The 15,841-nt window shown below is 61.2% G+C and carries 13 protein-coding genes; 7 read left to right on the top strand and 6 right to left on the bottom strand.

The window, feature by feature from the left end; genetic code table 11:
* Nucleotides 1–14: 14 nt before the first annotated feature.
* The 5 genes from parE to nudF form a co-directional block, all read right to left on the bottom strand.
* Nucleotides 15–1,910, bottom strand: a complete 1,896-nt coding sequence (parE, locus tag WBR25_RS02715; protein ID WP_044800865.1) for a DNA topoisomerase IV subunit B — start codon at nt 1,908–1,910, stop codon at nt 15–17.
* A gap of 116 nt (nt 1,911–2,026) precedes the next feature.
* Nucleotides 2,027–2,614 (bottom strand): YqiA/YcfP family alpha/beta fold hydrolase, encoded by a 588-nt coding sequence (locus WBR25_RS02710; protein WP_479749367.1) that lies wholly within the window; start codon nt 2,612–2,614, stop codon nt 2,027–2,029.
* A 10-nt stretch (nt 2,615–2,624) separates the two neighbouring features.
* Nucleotides 2,625–3,443 (bottom strand): 3',5'-cyclic-AMP phosphodiesterase, encoded by an 819-nt coding sequence (gene cpdA, locus WBR25_RS02705; protein WP_042656609.1) that lies wholly within the window; start codon nt 3,441–3,443, stop codon nt 2,625–2,627.
* Between the two features lie 22 nt (nt 3,444–3,465).
* The gene (locus tag WBR25_RS02700; RefSeq protein ID WP_050514255.1) at nt 3,466–3,870 is read right to left on the bottom strand and encodes a DUF1249 domain-containing protein; all 405 of its coding nucleotides are present in this window, start codon (nt 3,868–3,870) and stop codon (nt 3,466–3,468) included.
* Nucleotides 3,871–3,916: 46 nt separating this feature from the next.
* Complete coding sequence (nudF, locus tag WBR25_RS02695; RefSeq protein ID WP_033135754.1) at nt 3,917–4,558, bottom strand: ADP-ribose diphosphatase; 642 nt, start codon at nt 4,556–4,558, stop codon at nt 3,917–3,919.
* Nucleotides 4,559–4,863: 305 nt separating this feature from the next.
* Between nudF and tolC the strand changes: the two genes are divergently transcribed.
* Entirely contained in the window at nt 4,864–6,189 is a 1,326-nt protein-coding gene (tolC, locus tag WBR25_RS02690; protein ID WP_479749366.1) for an outer membrane channel protein TolC, read from the top strand.
* Nucleotides 6,190–6,305: 116 nt separating this feature from the next.
* Here tolC and hldE read toward each other — a convergent pair whose 3' ends face one another.
* Nucleotides 6,306–7,733 carry a bifunctional D-glycero-beta-D-manno-heptose-7-phosphate kinase/D-glycero-beta-D-manno-heptose 1-phosphate adenylyltransferase HldE gene (hldE, locus tag WBR25_RS02685; protein ID WP_182938309.1) on the bottom strand — a complete coding sequence of 476 codons (1,428 nt, stop codon included), beginning with the start codon at nt 7,731–7,733 and terminating at the stop codon, nt 6,306–6,308.
* 203 nt (nt 7,734–7,936) lie between these two features.
* Between hldE and lpxL the strand changes: the two genes are divergently transcribed.
* From lpxL to WBR25_RS02655, 6 genes are all read left to right on the top strand, one after another.
* Nucleotides 7,937–8,860, top strand: coding sequence for an LpxL/LpxP family Kdo(2)-lipid IV(A) lauroyl/palmitoleoyl acyltransferase (lpxL, locus tag WBR25_RS02680; RefSeq protein WP_100652699.1), 924 nt, complete (start codon nt 7,937–7,939; stop codon nt 8,858–8,860).
* Between the two features lie 625 nt (nt 8,861–9,485).
* The gene (locus tag WBR25_RS02675) at nt 9,486–11,408 is read left to right on the top strand and encodes a PTS mannitol transporter subunit IICBA (RefSeq protein WP_421263367.1); all 1,923 of its coding nucleotides are present in this window, start codon (nt 9,486–9,488) and stop codon (nt 11,406–11,408) included.
* A 37-nt stretch (nt 11,409–11,445) separates the two neighbouring features.
* A complete protein-coding gene (locus tag WBR25_RS02670) occupies nt 11,446–12,591 on the top strand; it encodes a mannitol-1-phosphate 5-dehydrogenase (protein ID WP_479749365.1) in 1,146 nt (381 codons plus the stop codon).
* 133 nt (nt 12,592–12,724) lie between these two features.
* On the top strand, nt 12,725–13,246 hold the full coding sequence (locus WBR25_RS02665; RefSeq protein ID WP_005335907.1) for an MltR family transcriptional regulator: 522 nt from the start codon (nt 12,725–12,727) through the stop codon (nt 13,244–13,246).
* A gap of 190 nt (nt 13,247–13,436) precedes the next feature.
* Nucleotides 13,437–15,224 (top strand): cation:proton antiporter, encoded by a 1,788-nt coding sequence (locus WBR25_RS02660; protein ID WP_479749364.1) that lies wholly within the window; start codon nt 13,437–13,439, stop codon nt 15,222–15,224.
* A complete protein-coding gene (locus tag WBR25_RS02655) occupies nt 15,221–15,793 on the top strand; it encodes a DNA-J related domain-containing protein (protein WP_479749363.1) in 573 nt (190 codons plus the stop codon). Before WBR25_RS02660 ends, WBR25_RS02655 begins: the two co-directional genes overlap by 4 nt.
* Nucleotides 15,794–15,841 lie beyond the last annotated feature (48 nt).

Below are 15,841 nucleotides of genomic sequence, written 5' to 3'. Positions count from 1 at the left end.
AGGTGACCGACGGCTTAAATGATGGCGAGGTTGCCCTTCTCTTCGAGCCATTCGCGGCGATCGCTCGCCCGCTTCTTGGCCAGCAGCATGTCCATCAGCTGCAGGGTCTCATCCCCTTCGGCCTCAGGCCCCATGGTGAGCTGCACCAGACGGCGAGTGTTGGGATCCATGGTGGTTTCCCGCAGCTGTTTCGGGTTCATCTCACCCAGACCCTTGAATCGGGTCACCATCACCTTGCCTTTCTTCTTCTCGGCCTCGACCCGCTGCAGCACGCCGTTCTTCTCGTCCTCGTCGAGGGCGTAGTAGACCTCTTTACCGATATCGATCCGGTAGAGGGGCGGCATGGCGACATAGACGTGGCCCTGATTGACCAGCGCGCGGAAGTGCTTCACGAACAGGGCGCAGAGCAGGGTGGCGATGTGCAGACCGTCCGAGTCCGCATCCGCGAGGATGCACACCTTGCCGTAGCGCAGGCCGCTGAGATCCTCTGAGTCGGGATCGAGCCCGATAGCGACCGAGATGTCGTGCACCTCCTGCGAGGCGAGCACCTGACCGGCCTCCACCTCCCAGGTGTTCAGGATCTTGCCGCGCAGCGGCATGATCGCCTGAAACTCGCGATCCCGCGCCTGCTTGGCGCTGCCACCCGCAGAGTCACCCTCCACCAGGAACAGCTCCCCCTGCATGGGGTCGGCGCAGTTACAGTCAGTCAGCTTGCCGGGCAGCGCCGGGCCTTGGGTAATCTTCTTGCGCACCACCGTCTTGGCGGCGCGCATCCGGCGCTGGGCGCTGGAGATGCAGATCTCGGCGATCTGCTCCGCCAGCTCGGTATTGCTGTTCAGATAGAGGCTGAAGGCATCCTTCACCACGCCGGAGACGAACGCCGAGCTCTGGCGGGAGGAGAGCCGCTCCTTGGTTTGGCCGGCAAACTGCGGATCCTGCATCTTGATGGAGAGGATATAGGCGCAGCGATCCCAGATATCTTCCGGGGTCAGCTTGACCCCGCGCGGCAACAGGTTGCGGAACTCGCAGAACTCGCGCATGGCGTCGAGCAGGCCCTGACGCAGGCCGTTGACGTGAGTACCGCCCTGCGCGGTGGGAATGAGGTTCACATAGGATTCGGCGAGGCATTCGCCCCCTTCCGGCAACCAGCAGAGCGCCCAGTCCACCGCCGATTGTTCGGAGCTGAACGAGCCGATAAAAGGCTGCTCCGGCAGGCAGGTGAACTGCTTGACCGCGTCGACCAGATAATCCTTGAGGCCATCTTCGTAGCACCACTCCAGCTTGATGCCGGTGTTCTTGTCGAGGAACTTGATGGTGAGGCCGGGGCAGAGCACGGCCTTGGCTTTGAGCAGGTGCTCCAGCTTGGTGACCGAGAACTTGGGCGAATCGAAGTAGCTCGCCTGCGGCCAGAAGCGCACCCGGGTGCCGGTGTTGCGACGGCCGCAAGTGCCGGTGATGGTCAGCTCCTGCACCTTCTCGCCACGCTCGAAGGCGATGTCATAGACCTGACCGTCGCGACGTACCGTCACCTCGACCCGATCGGAAAGGGCATTCACCACCGAAATACCCACCCCGTGCAGACCGCCGGAGAACTGGTAGTTCTTGTTGGAGAATTTGCCGCCCGCGTGCAGCTTGCAGAGGATCAGCTCCACCCCGCTGACCCCCTCTTCCGGGTGGATATCGACCGGCATACCGCGGCCGTCGTCGATCACCTCGAGGGACTGATCTTCATACAGGGTCACCTCCAGGGTACGGGCGTGACCCGCCAGCGCCTCGTCGACGCTGTTGTCGATGACCTCCTGGCCGAGGTGATTGGGCCGGGTGGTGTCGGTATACATGCCGGGGCGGCGACGCACCGGTTCAAGGCCATTGAGGACCTCAATGGCATCCGCATTGTATTGAGTAGACATGGAGGGCCTTGCGAATTGACGTTTGGAGGGAATCTTAACTGCTAGGCGGGGGCAGGACAAACGCCCCGCGCCGAAAGCTTGATCTGGAGAAGGACAAGCAGGGCGAGACCGCCCTTTTATAACCCGAGGAAGTGGATGATCTGGGCGGGATAGCGTTCGAATGCCACGAAGGCGTGGTCGCCGCCGCACTCCAGCGAGAGACGGGCAAAGCGGTATTCATCCAGCGCCTTGCGATAGTCGAGCACCTCATCTCCCTGCTGTTGCAGGATCCAGAGTCGCTCCGGCGCCGTCACCGGCACCGCCAGCGCCCGCAGCTCGTCCATATGCTCAGGCAGCAGTTCGAACTGCTCCCCGCTATAGGGGTTGGTCTGGGGGCCGAGGTAGTCGCAGAGCAGCTCGTGCGGGCGCACCGCCGGATTGATCAGCGCCGCGCGGCAGCCGTACTGCTCGCTGACCCGGGTCGCCATAAAGCCGCCGAGGGAGCTGCCCACGGCACCGAGCTTGAATTCACTACCATAACGACTCTGCAGATCGGCAATGGTCTGTTCGATAGCGGCCCAAGCCGCCGCTGGCGTATTGGGCTGGGCCGGAATGATCACCTCGATGTCGGGCCGGTTGGCGGCCACCCAGGCAGCCATCTGCTGCGCCTTGGCGGAGCCTGGTGAGGAGTTGAAACCGTGCAGATAAAGGAGAACCGACTTCACGTAATCCTCCTCAATAACCGGTGGCATCGGGGTCGGGCACAAACTGCCCCACCGGCAGGCGCCACACCTCGCTGGCCACCCGCCCATCCGGATAGAGGGTGAGATAGCGCCAGCCCGGGCCGGATTCATCCAGTGCAAAGCCATCACAGAGCGGTTTGAACTGGATGCAGGTAGAGGGGCTGGCAATCAGCCGCACCCCGCGGTGTACCTCGTCAAACTCCTGATGAACATGGCCGAACAGGATGGTCTTCTGCTGTGGATGACGGGCCAGCACGGCAAACAGGTCATCGGCATTCTTGAGATTGTGCTGATCCAGCCAGGCGCAGCCCACCGGCACCGCCTGATGGTGCAGGGTAATCAGGGCGTGGCGATCGGGATATTGGCGCAGGGCGCGATCGAGGGCGGCCAGCTGGTGATCGCCGATCATACCGTGGGGTTTGCCGCGCACCTGGGTGTCGAGCAGGATCACCTGCCAGTGGTCGCCCACCAGCTGCTTGGATTCGCTGATCCCGGCGGCATGGAGATATTCGGTCATCAGCGGGCTGTCATCGTGATTGCCGGGCAGCCAGTAGATGGGGCGACCCAGGGGCGCCATCATGGAGGCAAAACGCTGATAGGATTCCGGGCTGTGATCCTGCGACAGATCGCCGGTCGCCAGAATCACCTCATAGGGGTGTTCGTTGGCCTGCACCTGTTCCAGCACGGCGGCCAGACTCTCTGCGGTGCGCACAGCCAACAGCCGCCCTTCGGCACTCGCGAAGAGGTGGGTATCGGTAATTTGCAACAGGCGCACACTGCCGTCCTGCGCCTGGGGGAGCTCTGTTTCCAAAATCACGCTTCTTTTTATATGTTCAACTGGAGATATTGATCGGGCTGGTACCATGTCTGAGACAAAATTTTAGCCATTCGGCCAGAAACAGATTTACCTGCTCCTTTTCGTCCCGCTGGTGCATCTTTTTATTGGGATAATCATAACGTGGTTGCAAACGGGAAATCTGTTGCGCTGCACACACTTCCGCCATCCGCACATCATGGTACAAACGAATCTCGATTTGAGCCTGCAGATATTCGGGCAATTCGGGGTTGTGCTGGCTCAGGATCACCTGACTGGTGAAGCGACTCTCGCCAATGATGGTGAGCTGGAACTGCAGATCGTTACCGACCCGATAGCGGCGCTCGGCCCCGACTTCCCCATCTGGCGGCAGCAGTTTCATCAATGCCATGTAGTTGACCTCGCAGGTTCTCTGCAAAGACATCAAATCCGGCACATAGCGCCTGCTCTGTTGCAGGGTCAGCGCCACCTCAGCGATCCGCCAGCCAGCGGGCGCGCAGCTCGCCGTGGTTGAGAGCCAGCCACTGCAGGGCGATGACCGAGGCCGCATTGTCGATGCGCCCCTCTTTGAGCCAGGCGTAGGCCTGCTCGCGGCTCACCACGTGGACCCGGATATCTTCGCCCTCATCGGCCAGCCCGTGCAGCCCTTCGGCCTTGCTGGCATCTACCTCGCCCACATAGACCTCGATCCGCTCGGTGCTGCCACCCGGGCTCACCAGATAGCTGATGGCGTGCTCGCAGCGGGCCACCTCGATCCCGGCCTCTTCCACCGCTTCGCGGCGCACCACCGCCTCGGCGGTTTCACCTTCGTCGATAATGCCGGCCACCAGCTCCAGCAGCCAGGGGGTCGGGCAGGTCTCCATGGCGCCGATACGGAACTGCTCCACCAGCACGATCTGGTCGCGCACCGGATCATAGGGCAGCAGCGCGGCAGCATGGCCCCGCTCGAACAGCTCGCGCACAATGGGCTGATTCCAACCGCCTGCAAATAACCGATGCTGCAGACGATAGACATTCACCTTGAAGAAGCCGTTATATCCAGCTGATTTTTCAATGATTTTCACATCATCGGCGGCGTAATGCCGATCTTGCGGCAAGGGTTGCTGCGACATCCGGGACTCCCGTCAGCTTGACTTGTATCAGTTTGACCATAAAATCCGAGGAACATGAATGAACGTTCATTCACTCGGCGTACCATGGCAATGAGGGGTGGATTTTAGCAGCCACAGACCATTTGGCTAGGCGCGCGGGGAGAAAACTGCGTCCGGTTCTTGACGTTCCCGTCACCGGACCTGAGACTCTTAGCATTAAATTTTGCTTATAGTAGAGTGATTAAGCTGCAATCAAGCTTGGTCGGTGACAATATTTGCCCTCTCCAGCAACCAGTTTGGGTTACTACATAAGGTTAAAACGATCTATGAAAAGAACACTCTTGTCCGTCATGGTGTTGCTGGGCGTCAGTGCCGGTGCCCATGCCGAAAACCTGCTCGACATCTACCAGCAAGCCCAGATCAAAGACCCGCAGTTGCTGCAGTCCAAAGCCGTTCGTGACCAGGCCTTCGAGAAGATCAACGAATCCCGTGCTGCGCTCTTGCCGCAAATCAATCTGGGTGCCGGTCTGAACTACCTGCAAAACAAAAATGACACCCAGAGCAACAACAAAGCCTCCGGTTCTCTTTCGCTGGATCAATCCATCTACCGTCGCAGTAACTGGGTCAATCTGGACCTGACCGAGAAAGGCGCCACCCAGTCCGACGTCGCCTACAACCTCGAAGTGCAGAACCTGATGGTGCGCAGCGCCACCGCCTATTTCAATGTGCTCAAGGCGATGGATACCCTGGAATTCGTCCGTGCCAACAAGGTGGCAGTTGAGCGTCAATTGGAGCAAACCCAGCAGCGTTTCGAAGTGGGCCTGACCGCCATCACCGACGTCCATGAAGCCGAGGCTTCCCGCGACCAGGCGCTGGCCGACGAGATCAACGCCGAGAACGAGCTGGCCAACAGCTATGAAGCCCTGCGCGAGCTGACCGGTATCGATCACCGCAATCTGGATGTGCTGAACACCGATCGTTTCAGCCCGCAGAAGACCGCCTTTGGCTCCGACAAGTGGCTGGAGCTGGCGCTGGACAAGAACCTGCAACTGCACAGTGCCCGCATCACCAAGGATATCGCCAAGGAGCAGATCGATCTGGCCAAGACCGGTCATGAGCCGACCCTGGATCTGGGCGCCGGTCTGCAAACCAGCAATACCGATTACAAACTGGATAGCATTCCGGGCGGCAATGACAATCAGGCCAATATCGGTCTGACCTTCAAGCTGCCCATCTACAGCGGCGGTGCCACCACGTCGCAAGTGAAGCAGGCACAATTCAACTACGTGGCCGCCAGCGAGCTGCTGGAGAAGAACTTCCGCTCGGTGCAGAGCACGGTGCGCTCCTCCTACAACAACGTGAACGCCAGCATCGGCTCGGTGCGCGCCTACAGCCAGTCCGTGGTCTCCGCCGACAGCGCCCTGAAGGCGACCGAAGCCGGTTACGAGGTGGGCACCCGTACCATCGTCGACGTGCTGGACTCCACCCGCAAGTTGTACGAGGCGAAGCAGAAGCTCTCCGAAGCCCGCTACAACTACATCCTCAATATCCTCAGCCTGAAACAGGCTGCTGGCGTGCTGGAAGCGCAGGACCTGGTGGAAGTGAACCAGGGTCTGATGCCTGCTACCGCAAAAGCCAAGACCAAAGCCTGATAGCCGATATCGGGAATGAAAAAGGCGACCTTGTGGTCGCCTTTTTGTTATCCGTATTTCCGTCGGCTTGCTACCGCCGATAGTGAGCCCCGCCTGATTGCGGGGCCCGCAGCGCGTTAGCCGCGCTCGCGAATCGTCTTGATGATGTCGCTGGTGGAGCAGCCATCTTCGAAGTTGAGGACGCGCACTTCGCCGCCATTGGCAGTTACTTCGGCGTAACCGGCAATATCTTCCGGCTTGTAGTCACCGCCCTTGACCAGCAGGTCGGGCAGGATCTCGGCGATCAGGCGCTGCGGGGTATCTTCACCGAACGGCACCACCCAATCCACCGCGCCCAGCGCAGCCAGTACGGCCATGCGACGCTCGGTCGGGTTGACCGGACGACCCGGCCCTTTCAGACGGCGAACCGACTCGTCGGTGTTGACCGCCACGATCAGGCGATCCCCCAGCTTGCCAGCGTTGGCCAGATAGGAGACGTGGCCGGCGTGCAAAATGTCGAAGCAGCCATTGGTCATCACTACCTTCTCGCCACGCAGACGGGCGGCACGAACCGCCACTTTCAGCTGGGCTTCGGACATGACACCGAAACCGGTCTCTTGTTCGGTATAGAGGGCGTTGGCCAGCTCGACCGGACTGACGGTAGAGGTGCCCAGCTTGCCGACCACGATACCGGCAGCGGTATTGGCCAGCGCACAGGCTTCGTCCAGGCTCTTGCCTGCCGCCAGCGAGGTGGCCAGGGTGGAGATGACGGTATCACCGGCACCGGTCACATCGTAAACCTCGTGGGCCTGAGCCGGCAGATGCAGCTCCGGCTGGCCTTCGCGGATCAGGGTCATGCCGTTTTCGGAACGGGTGACCAGCAGGGCATCCAGCTCGAAGCGCTTGACCAGCTCCAGTCCCTTGGCGACCAGCTCCTCTTCGCTCTTCACCTTGCCCACCACGGCCTCGAACTCGGACATGTTGGGGGTCAGCAGGGTGGCACCGCGGTACTTCTCGAAGTCGGTCCCCTTGGGGTCGACCAACACCGGAATACCGGCGGCACGGGCGCGCTGGATCATGCCGGGCACGTCGTTGAGAGCACCCTTGCCATAGTCGGAAAGGATCATCACGTCACTATTCGGCAGCGCCTGCTCCACCTTGCTCATCAGCAGGGTGGCATCGACGGAGTGGAAGGGCTCTTCAAAGTCCAGACGCAGCAGCTGCTGGTTGCGGGACAGCACCCGCAGCTTGGTGATAGTCGGGAAGTCGGCCAGACGAACGAAATCACAGGCCACCTTGACGCCAGCCATCTGACCGGCCAGGGCATCGGCCGCTTCATCCTGACCGGTCAGGCCAAGCAGCACGGCGTGAGCGCCAAGGGCGGCGGAGTTGAGGGCCACGTTGGCCGCGCCACCGGGACGTTCCTCAATGTGTTCAACCTTGACCACGGGCACCGGCGCCTCGGGGGAGATCCGACCGGTAGGGCCATGCCAGTAACGGTCCAACATGACATCGCCAACGACCAGAACGCGGGCTTTTTCAAAATCGGGCAGGGTGATCTTCATCTGTATCGACTCTCAAAACCTGAAAAATCAGCGGGCGATTTTATCACACTCTTTTATCCGGTGTAGAAAAAGCCGACTGCAGTTGCCGCCGCTGTCACGCTAACCGGACGCGGGTTACCCCTCTGACCAGCACACAGCCATTCGCCCCCGCCCCCCTTTTCGGCTAGAATCCCCCGATTGTGTTTGCGAACAAGAGATTAGCCATGGCCCATGACAACGCTCCCCGCCTGGAGCCCCGCCTGTTTCATCCCCGTTACTGGGCCAGCTGGTTCGGCCTCGGCCTGCTCTGGCTGCTGACCCTGCTGCCGTGGCGTAGCCAGATGTGGCTGGGCCGTCAGCTCGGTCGTCTCGCCGCCAGGATATTGAAGTCCCGGGTCAAGATTGCACGTCGCAATCTGGAGCTGGCGATGCCCGAGCTGACCCGGGATGAGCGGGAGAAACTGCTCAAGGCCAACTTCGAGAGCGTGGGCTGCGCCGTGTTCGAGGTGGGGATCGCCTGGTTCTGGCCAGACTGGCGGATGCGCAACCTGATGAAGGTGGAAGGGGAAGAGCACGTCATCGCCGCCATGGAAAAAGGTCAGGGCATGCTGCTGCTCTCCTGCCACTTCCTGACGCTGGAACTCAACGCCCGCTGTTTCGGGCTGGTGCGCCCCGGCGTGGGGGTCTATCGCCCCAACACCAATCCGGTGCTGGAGTATGCCCAGTACCACGGGCGCTGTGCCTCCAACAAATATCTGGTAGACCGGATGGATGTGAAGGGGATGATCAAGGCGCTGCGCAACGGCGACGCCCTCTGGTATGCACCGGATCACGACTACGGCAGCCACGCCAGCGTGTTCGTGCCCTACTTCGCGGTAGAGCAGGCGGCCACCATCACCGGCACCGCCACCCTGGCGAGGGTGAAGAACACCGTCACCCTGCCCTGCTACAACATCCGCACCAACGAGGGTTACACCCTGCATATCGGCGCGCCGCTCGCCGACTACCCCAGCGGGGATGACATGGTCGATGCCGCCCGCGCCAACCGAGAGATTGAAGCCGCCGTGCGCAAGGCGCCGGAGCAGTACATGTGGCTCCATCGCCGCTTCAAGACCCGCCCCTCCCCCGAGGATGCCGGCTTCTACTAAGCCGCAGCCCCGACAGGGGCCAGATCGCAAAAAACGACAAACCGCCTGCTGGCGGTTTGTTTTTATCTGCAATCTGGCCTGCGCGGAAAACAAGCGCCCCGAACACTGCAGCTCGATAGCATCCTGCATGTTGGCGCCCATTCCCATTAACAAGCAGCAAAAGAGACCTCATCACCAACCGTAAAAACTGAAAGCGGGTTACAAATTTATTGATTCATTGGTAAGCAATGAAGTGTTTCGATAGATCCATCGTCACTACCCGCTGATGAGTGACTGAGTGATTTGTCCCATTCGAATACAAAAACTGAATTTGTGATGTAAATCACCTTTACATGAAGGAACGTTAAAACTGGATTGGTGATATCAATCACAAAAAATGGTCATTAAAAACAGAAAAGATCGAAATGTAGCCGAATTACAGCATGTGAATGTGACGCAGGTCACTGGTTCTGGAGGGGGTATGACGGGGTATCTGAGAGGTGGATCACAAGACACCCCGTTTTCAGCCTAATTTGATCGCAAGCTGGTAGATTGAAGTTGCTTAGACGACCGGGATGGCGGTTCGGCAAAACCGGCCATCCCGACTACCACTTTTAATCAAACAGGCTTAAAACGGGGTCCCGACATGTTATCACCGGATACCAAAGTCAAGATACAGAATTTTGGACGCTTCCTGTCCAATATGGTCATGCCCAACATAGGCGCCTTTATCGCCTGGGGCTTTATTACCGCCCTCTTCATCCCCACCGGCTGGCTGCCCAATGAAACCTTGGCCAAGCTGGTCGGCCCCATGATCACCTATCTGCTGCCGCTGCTGATTGGCTACACCGGCGGCAAACTGATGGGCGGTGAGCGCGGCGGCGTGGTAGGTGCCATCACCACCATGGGCGTCATCGTGGGCACCGACATCCCCATGTTCATGGGCGCCATGATGGTCGGCCCGCTCGGTGGCTGGGCCATCAAGCGCTTCGACAAGGCGATGGACGGTCGCGTCAAGAGCGGCTTCGAGATGCTGGTCAACAACTTCTCCGCCGGGCTTATCGGCATGCTGCTGGCGATCCTCGCTTTCTTCGTGATTGGCCCCTTCGTCAAGGTGCTCTCCGGCCTGCTGGCCGGTGGCGTCGGCTTCCTGGTGGAAAACCACATGCTGCCGCTCACCTCCATCTTCGTCGAACCGGCCAAGATCCTGTTCCTCAACAACGCCATCAACCACGGCATCTTCTCGCCGCTGGGGATCCAGCAGGCGACCGAGCACGGCAGCTCCATCTTCTTCCTGATTGAAGCGAACCCGGGCCCGGGCATGGGTGTGCTGCTGGCCTACATGGTGTTCGGTCGTGGTGCGGCCAAGCAGTCCGCGGCTGGCGCCTCTATCATTCACTTCTTCGGCGGCATTCACGAGATCTACTTCCCGTACGTGCTGATGAACCCGCGCCTCATTCTGGCGGTGATCGCCGGTGGCATGACCGGGGTCTTTACCCTGACCCTGTTCAACGCCGGTCTGGTCTCCCCTGCCTCACCGGGCTCCATCTTCGCCGTGCTGTTGATGACGCCGAAAGCCTCCCTGATCGGGGTCGCCCTCTCCATCATCAGCGCGACTCTGGTCTCCTTCCTGGTCGCCGCCGTGTTCGTCCGCGCCCAGCAGCCGGAAGCTGACGAGGCCGATGCCCTCGGTGAAGCCACCCGCAAGATGAAAGCCATGAAGGGCGGCAAGCCCGAAACCGCAGCGGCCAAGAAGCCGGGCGGTGAACTGATGGCGGTGCGCAATATCGTGGTTGCCTGCGATGCGGGCATGGGTTCCAGCGCCATGGGCGCCGGCATGCTGCGCAAGCGGGTACAGGCCGCTGGCCTCGATATCAGCGTCACCAACCGCGCCATCGATCAGCTCGACGATCAGGTGGACTGGGTTATCACCCACAAGGATTTGACCGAGCGGGCCCGTCGCCATGCGCCGCATGCCCACCATATTTCACTAACCAACTTCCTCGACAATGGCCTCTATCAGGAGCTGGTACAGAGTCTGACTCAAGCCGCCAACGACGATGTCGCCAACCCGCAGCTGCTGGTGGCCGCCAACGACGACAGCTACGAACCGCAAGCGGCCGAAGTGTTCACCCTGAGCCGTCATGACGTGCATCTGGGACTGAAAGCGGACAACAAGGAGGCCGCCATCCTGACCGCAGGCCGACTGCTGGCGGAACGCGGCTACGTGGCCCCCGACTACGTCAACGCCATGCTGGAGCGCGAACAGCTGGTCTCCACCTACCTCGGCGAATCCATCGCCGTGCCCCACGGCACCATCGCCGCCAAGGAGTTTGTGAAGCGTACCGGCATCGTCATCTGCCAGTACCCGGCCGGGGTCGCCTTTGGCGAGGCTGCCGATGAGGTAGCACGGCTGGTGATCGGTATCGCCGCCCGCAACGACGAACACATGCAGGTGATAACCCGCCTGACCAATGCACTGGATGAACCCGGTCTCATCGACCGGCTGGCCAGCACCACGGATCCCCAGGCCTTCCTGGATCTGCTGGGTGCCGAACAGGCTGCCTAATCATCTTTCATCGTCTTTGGTTCAAGAGGTTAATATCATGAAAACATTGCATTTTGGTGCTGGTAACATCGGTCGCGGCTTTATCGGTAAAGTGCTGGCGGATGCCAGCCATCAGGTCACCTTCGCCGACGTCAACGACACCCTAATCGACCAGCTCAACCACCGTCAGGAGTACAAGGTCCATGTGGTGGGTGCGGATCAGAAGCTGGACGTGGTGCGCAACGTGGCGGCGGTGAGCTCCGCCGGTCACGAGGTGATCGCCCGTATCATCACTGCCGATCTGGTCACCACGGCAGTGGGCCCCAACATTCTGGACAAGATTGCCAGCACCCTGGCCAAGGGGCTGCAAGCTCGCTTCGATGCCGGCAACCTGACACCGCTGAACGTCATCGCCTGTGAAAACATGGTACGCGGCACCAGCCACCTCAAGCGGGAGGTACTCAAGTACCTGCCGGTCGCGTATCATGCCACGCTCGAATCCTGTATCGGCTTCGTCGACTCGGCGGTGGATCGCATCGTGCCGCCCGCCGCGGCTGCCAACGATGATCCGCTGGAAGTGACGGTAGAGAGCTTCAGCGAGTGGATCGTCGACCAGACCCAGTTCAAGGGGGAGCTGCCACAGGTGGCGGGCATGGAGCCCACCGACAATCTGATGGCCTTCGTCGAGCGCAAGCTGTTCACCCTCAACACCGGCCACATCGTCACCGCCTATCTCGGCAAGTTGCGGGGCTACCGCACAGTGCGCGAGGCGATCGAGGATCCGGTGATCCGCAGCAAGGTGCGCCGCGCCATGGAGGAGAGCGGTGCCGTGCTGGTAAAACGCTACGGTTTCGACCCGCGCCTGCACGCCGCCTATATCGAGAAGATCCTGGCCCGCTTCGCCAACCCCTATCTGGTGGACGAGATTGACCGGGTCGGCCGTCAGCCACTGCGCAAACTGGCGGCGGGGGATCGACTGGTGAAACCGCTGCTGGGCACCCTGGAGTACGGCCTGCCCAACGAGCAGTTGCAGGAGGGGATCGCCGCGGCGCTCCACTATCGCAATGCCGATGATCCGCAGGCGGTCGAGCTGCAACAGCTGCTGGCGGAGCTTGGCACGGCCAAAGCGTTGGCCCGCGTCACCGGACTGGATGAAGAGAGCGAAGTGGTTAGCGCCATCGTCGCCCGTTACGAAACCCTGTAATGACCCTGCTTGCGGCGCATTCAGCCACCACTGATAGCGCGCCAACCGCTTGAATGGCAAGGGAATGTGCCCCATATGATAGAAACCGGGAGAGAGGCCCACTCTCTCCCTGTCAGCTGGACCCAATGCACCTATGACCACACACCAGGAAGATGAAGTACTGGAACGACTGAACGAGCAGGATGGCCCCCGCGGCTTCTTTCTCGAAGCCGTGACCATCCTGGAAGAGGCGGTCGACTCCCTGATGCGACGCGCGTTCCGTCAGGAGGAGTATGCCGTCAAATACGCCATCGAACCCCTGCTCAACCAGAGCGGCCCCCTCGGCCAGCTGGAGGTGCGCCTCAAGCTCATCTTCGCCCTCGGCCTCATCTCACTCGAGCGCTATCAGGATATCGAAGCCTATATCAAGATCCGCGACTTTCTGGTGCGCGACCCCAAGGATTACCGCTTCAGCGACAAGCCGATCCGCGATCTGCTCGACCGCCTGCACGGGGTCAATCAGGGCGGCATGATGAAGCTGGAGCCCCCCGCCAGCGAAGAGGATTGGGCCTTCTACCAGATGCAGCTCAACCGGCTCGATCAGATGGTGCGCTCCGCACTGGTACTGGCGCTGGCCGACTGTGTCGGCGAGCTCCACAAGGAGAGCCCCATCTAATCCAGCCCCGAGGCCACCCCATCACCACGGTTGGCGTCTGGCTGGCGCCCTTCACACCACCGCCAGCCACCATGACGCCGACTGTCGCACATCTCCCCATCCCGGCCATGATGCACGCTACTTCAGGTGTCAATCTGACCAACTTAGCCACTACACTAGCTCCATACTCACTGCCTGAATCGAGGTCTGCATGATTGCCCTCTCTCTGGCCGGGATCGCCCTGGTCTCCGTGCTGGCCCAATGGCTCGCCTGGTCGCTGCGGGTGCCCGCCATCCTGTTTCTGCTGCTCACCGGCCTGACTCTGGGTCCGGTCAGCGGCCTGCTCGACCCCGATGCCCTGCTCGGGGATCTGCTGTTTCCGCTGGTCTCCCTGTCGGTAGCCATCATCCTGTTCGAGGGGGCACTGACCCTCCATCTGGCCGAGCTCAAGGGGATCGGCAAGGTGGTGCGCAATCTCTGCTCCACCGGCATGCTGGTCAGTTTCGCCGTCATCGGCAGCGCCGGTTACTTCCTGCTGGGGCTGGACTGGCGGGTCGCCACCATGCTCGGCGCTGTACTGGTGGTAACGGGCCCAACGGTGATCGCCCCCATGCTCAACGTGATCCGCCCCACCCGGGAGGTGGACCGCATCCTGCGCTGGGAGGGGATCGTCATCGACCCTATCGGCGCCCTGTTTGCGGTGCTGGTATTCGAGGCGGTACGCCTCGGCAGTCAGGGGGATCTCATCAGCCATACCCTGCTGGCGCTGGGCAAGACAGTGCTGGTCGGTTCCCTGATCGGGGTGGCGGCAGGCTGGCTCACCACCCTGCTCATTCGCAAGGACTGGCTACCGGTCAGCCTGCACAAATTCGGCGTGCTGGCGCTGGTGCTGGTCACCTTCAGCCTCTCCAACTGGCTCAGCCACGAGTCCGGCCTGCTGGCGGTGACCGTGTTCGGCATCTGGCTCGCCAATCAGGAGGGGCTGGATCTGGAGGAGGTGCTGGCGTTCAAGGAGGATCTCGCGGTGATCCTTATCTCCAGCCTGTTTATCCTGCTGGCGGCCCGCCTCGATCTGGCCCAGCTCTGGCAACTCGGCCCCATGGTGCTGGCGCTGCTCTGCGTGGTGCAGTTCGTGGCGCGCCCGCTCTGTATTCTGGTCTCGACCTGGGGCTCGGATCTCCCCTGGCGAGCTCGCGCCCTGCTGAGCTGGATCGCCCCGCGGGGCATAGTCGCGGCGGCGGTCAGCGCCTCGTTTGCCATCAGCCTGCATCAGGCCGAGATCCCCGATGCCGACAAGCTGGTGCCGCTGGTATTTGCGGTGATCATCTCCACCGTGGTGTTGCAGAGCCTCACCTCGGCACCGCTGGCAAGCCTGCTCAAGATGCGCCAGAGCGCCCCCAACACCTGGCTCATCATAGGGGCCAACTCGGTGGCGCGGGCCATAGGCCGGGCGCTGGCGGATCAGGGGGTGCCGGTACAGCTCTGCGATCCCGCCTGGGAGTTCTGCAAACAGGCGCGGATGAGCAACCTCCCCTGCTATTTCGGCAACCCCCAGTCGGAACATGCCGAGCTGCACCTGCCGCTTACCAGCATCAGTACCGTGCTGGCGCTCTCCCCCAATCGCCACAACAACGCCCTCGGGGTACTGCACTTTGCCCACCTCTACGGCGAGGAGCAGGTCTACTCCCTGCGATCCAGCGAGCAGCACGGCAAGGCTAACCGGGAGAGCGCCACCTTTCGCGCTCGCCAGAACCTGTTTGGGCCCGATATCAACTATGCCCGCTTGAGCGGCCTGCTGAGCCGGGGTGGCCAGATCAAGGCGACCCGCCTGAGCGAGGCGTTCGACTGGGCCCAGTATCAGACCGCCAATCCCGGCGCCATCCCGCTGTTCATCATGGATGGCAAGGGCAAGCCCCAGATCGTTACCGGCCCCGTCACCCCGCAGGCGGGTGAGCTGCTGATCGCCCTGCAGCCGCCCAGAGAGCAGGGCGCTGAATGAACGAAGCCAACCATAATCCGCTGATCGCCCCTCTGCTGGTGCTATTGCAACAGGCGGCGGGCAGCTACAAGGTGCATGAACTGATGGCTGCTCTGCGCCAGCAGGGGGCAATTCCGGTACTGGCCGACGATGAGCAGTTGCAGCTGTTTCGGGTCAACTTCCTGATCATGAACGCCCTTTACCAGTTGCAGGCCGAACTCTGGCAAGAAGGATGGTGGCTGGTGATCAGCACCCTGGATATCCGGCTCGAACCGCTGGTCGGGAGCTCGGAGGCCAACCACGGCTTTGCCCTTGGCGAAAATCTGCGTAGCTACTATCTCGACTGGCAGGTGTTCTGGCAGACCGATCGTGCCGAAGTTGAGGCCCTGCTCAACCGCTTCTGGCGCGCTTACGACGGTGAGGAGCACAAAGCCGAGGCGCTGGCTCTGTTCGAGTTGAATGAAGGGGCGAGCCAGGAGGCGATCCGCCGCCGCTGGCGGGAGCTGGCACTGCAGCACCATCCGGATCGGGGCGGCAATGCAGAGACCTTTATCCGTATCCGCTGGGCATGGGAGGTCCTGCGGGGATGATCCCGTTGCCGCATATAAAGGGCAGGCATAGACTGGGAGTGGATATTC

The sequence above is a fragment of the Aeromonas sp. MTB genome, from assembly GCF_056632455.1.
Note: the sequence above shows the minus strand (reverse complement) of the source record. Positions and strands in the feature narration are given on the sequence as shown.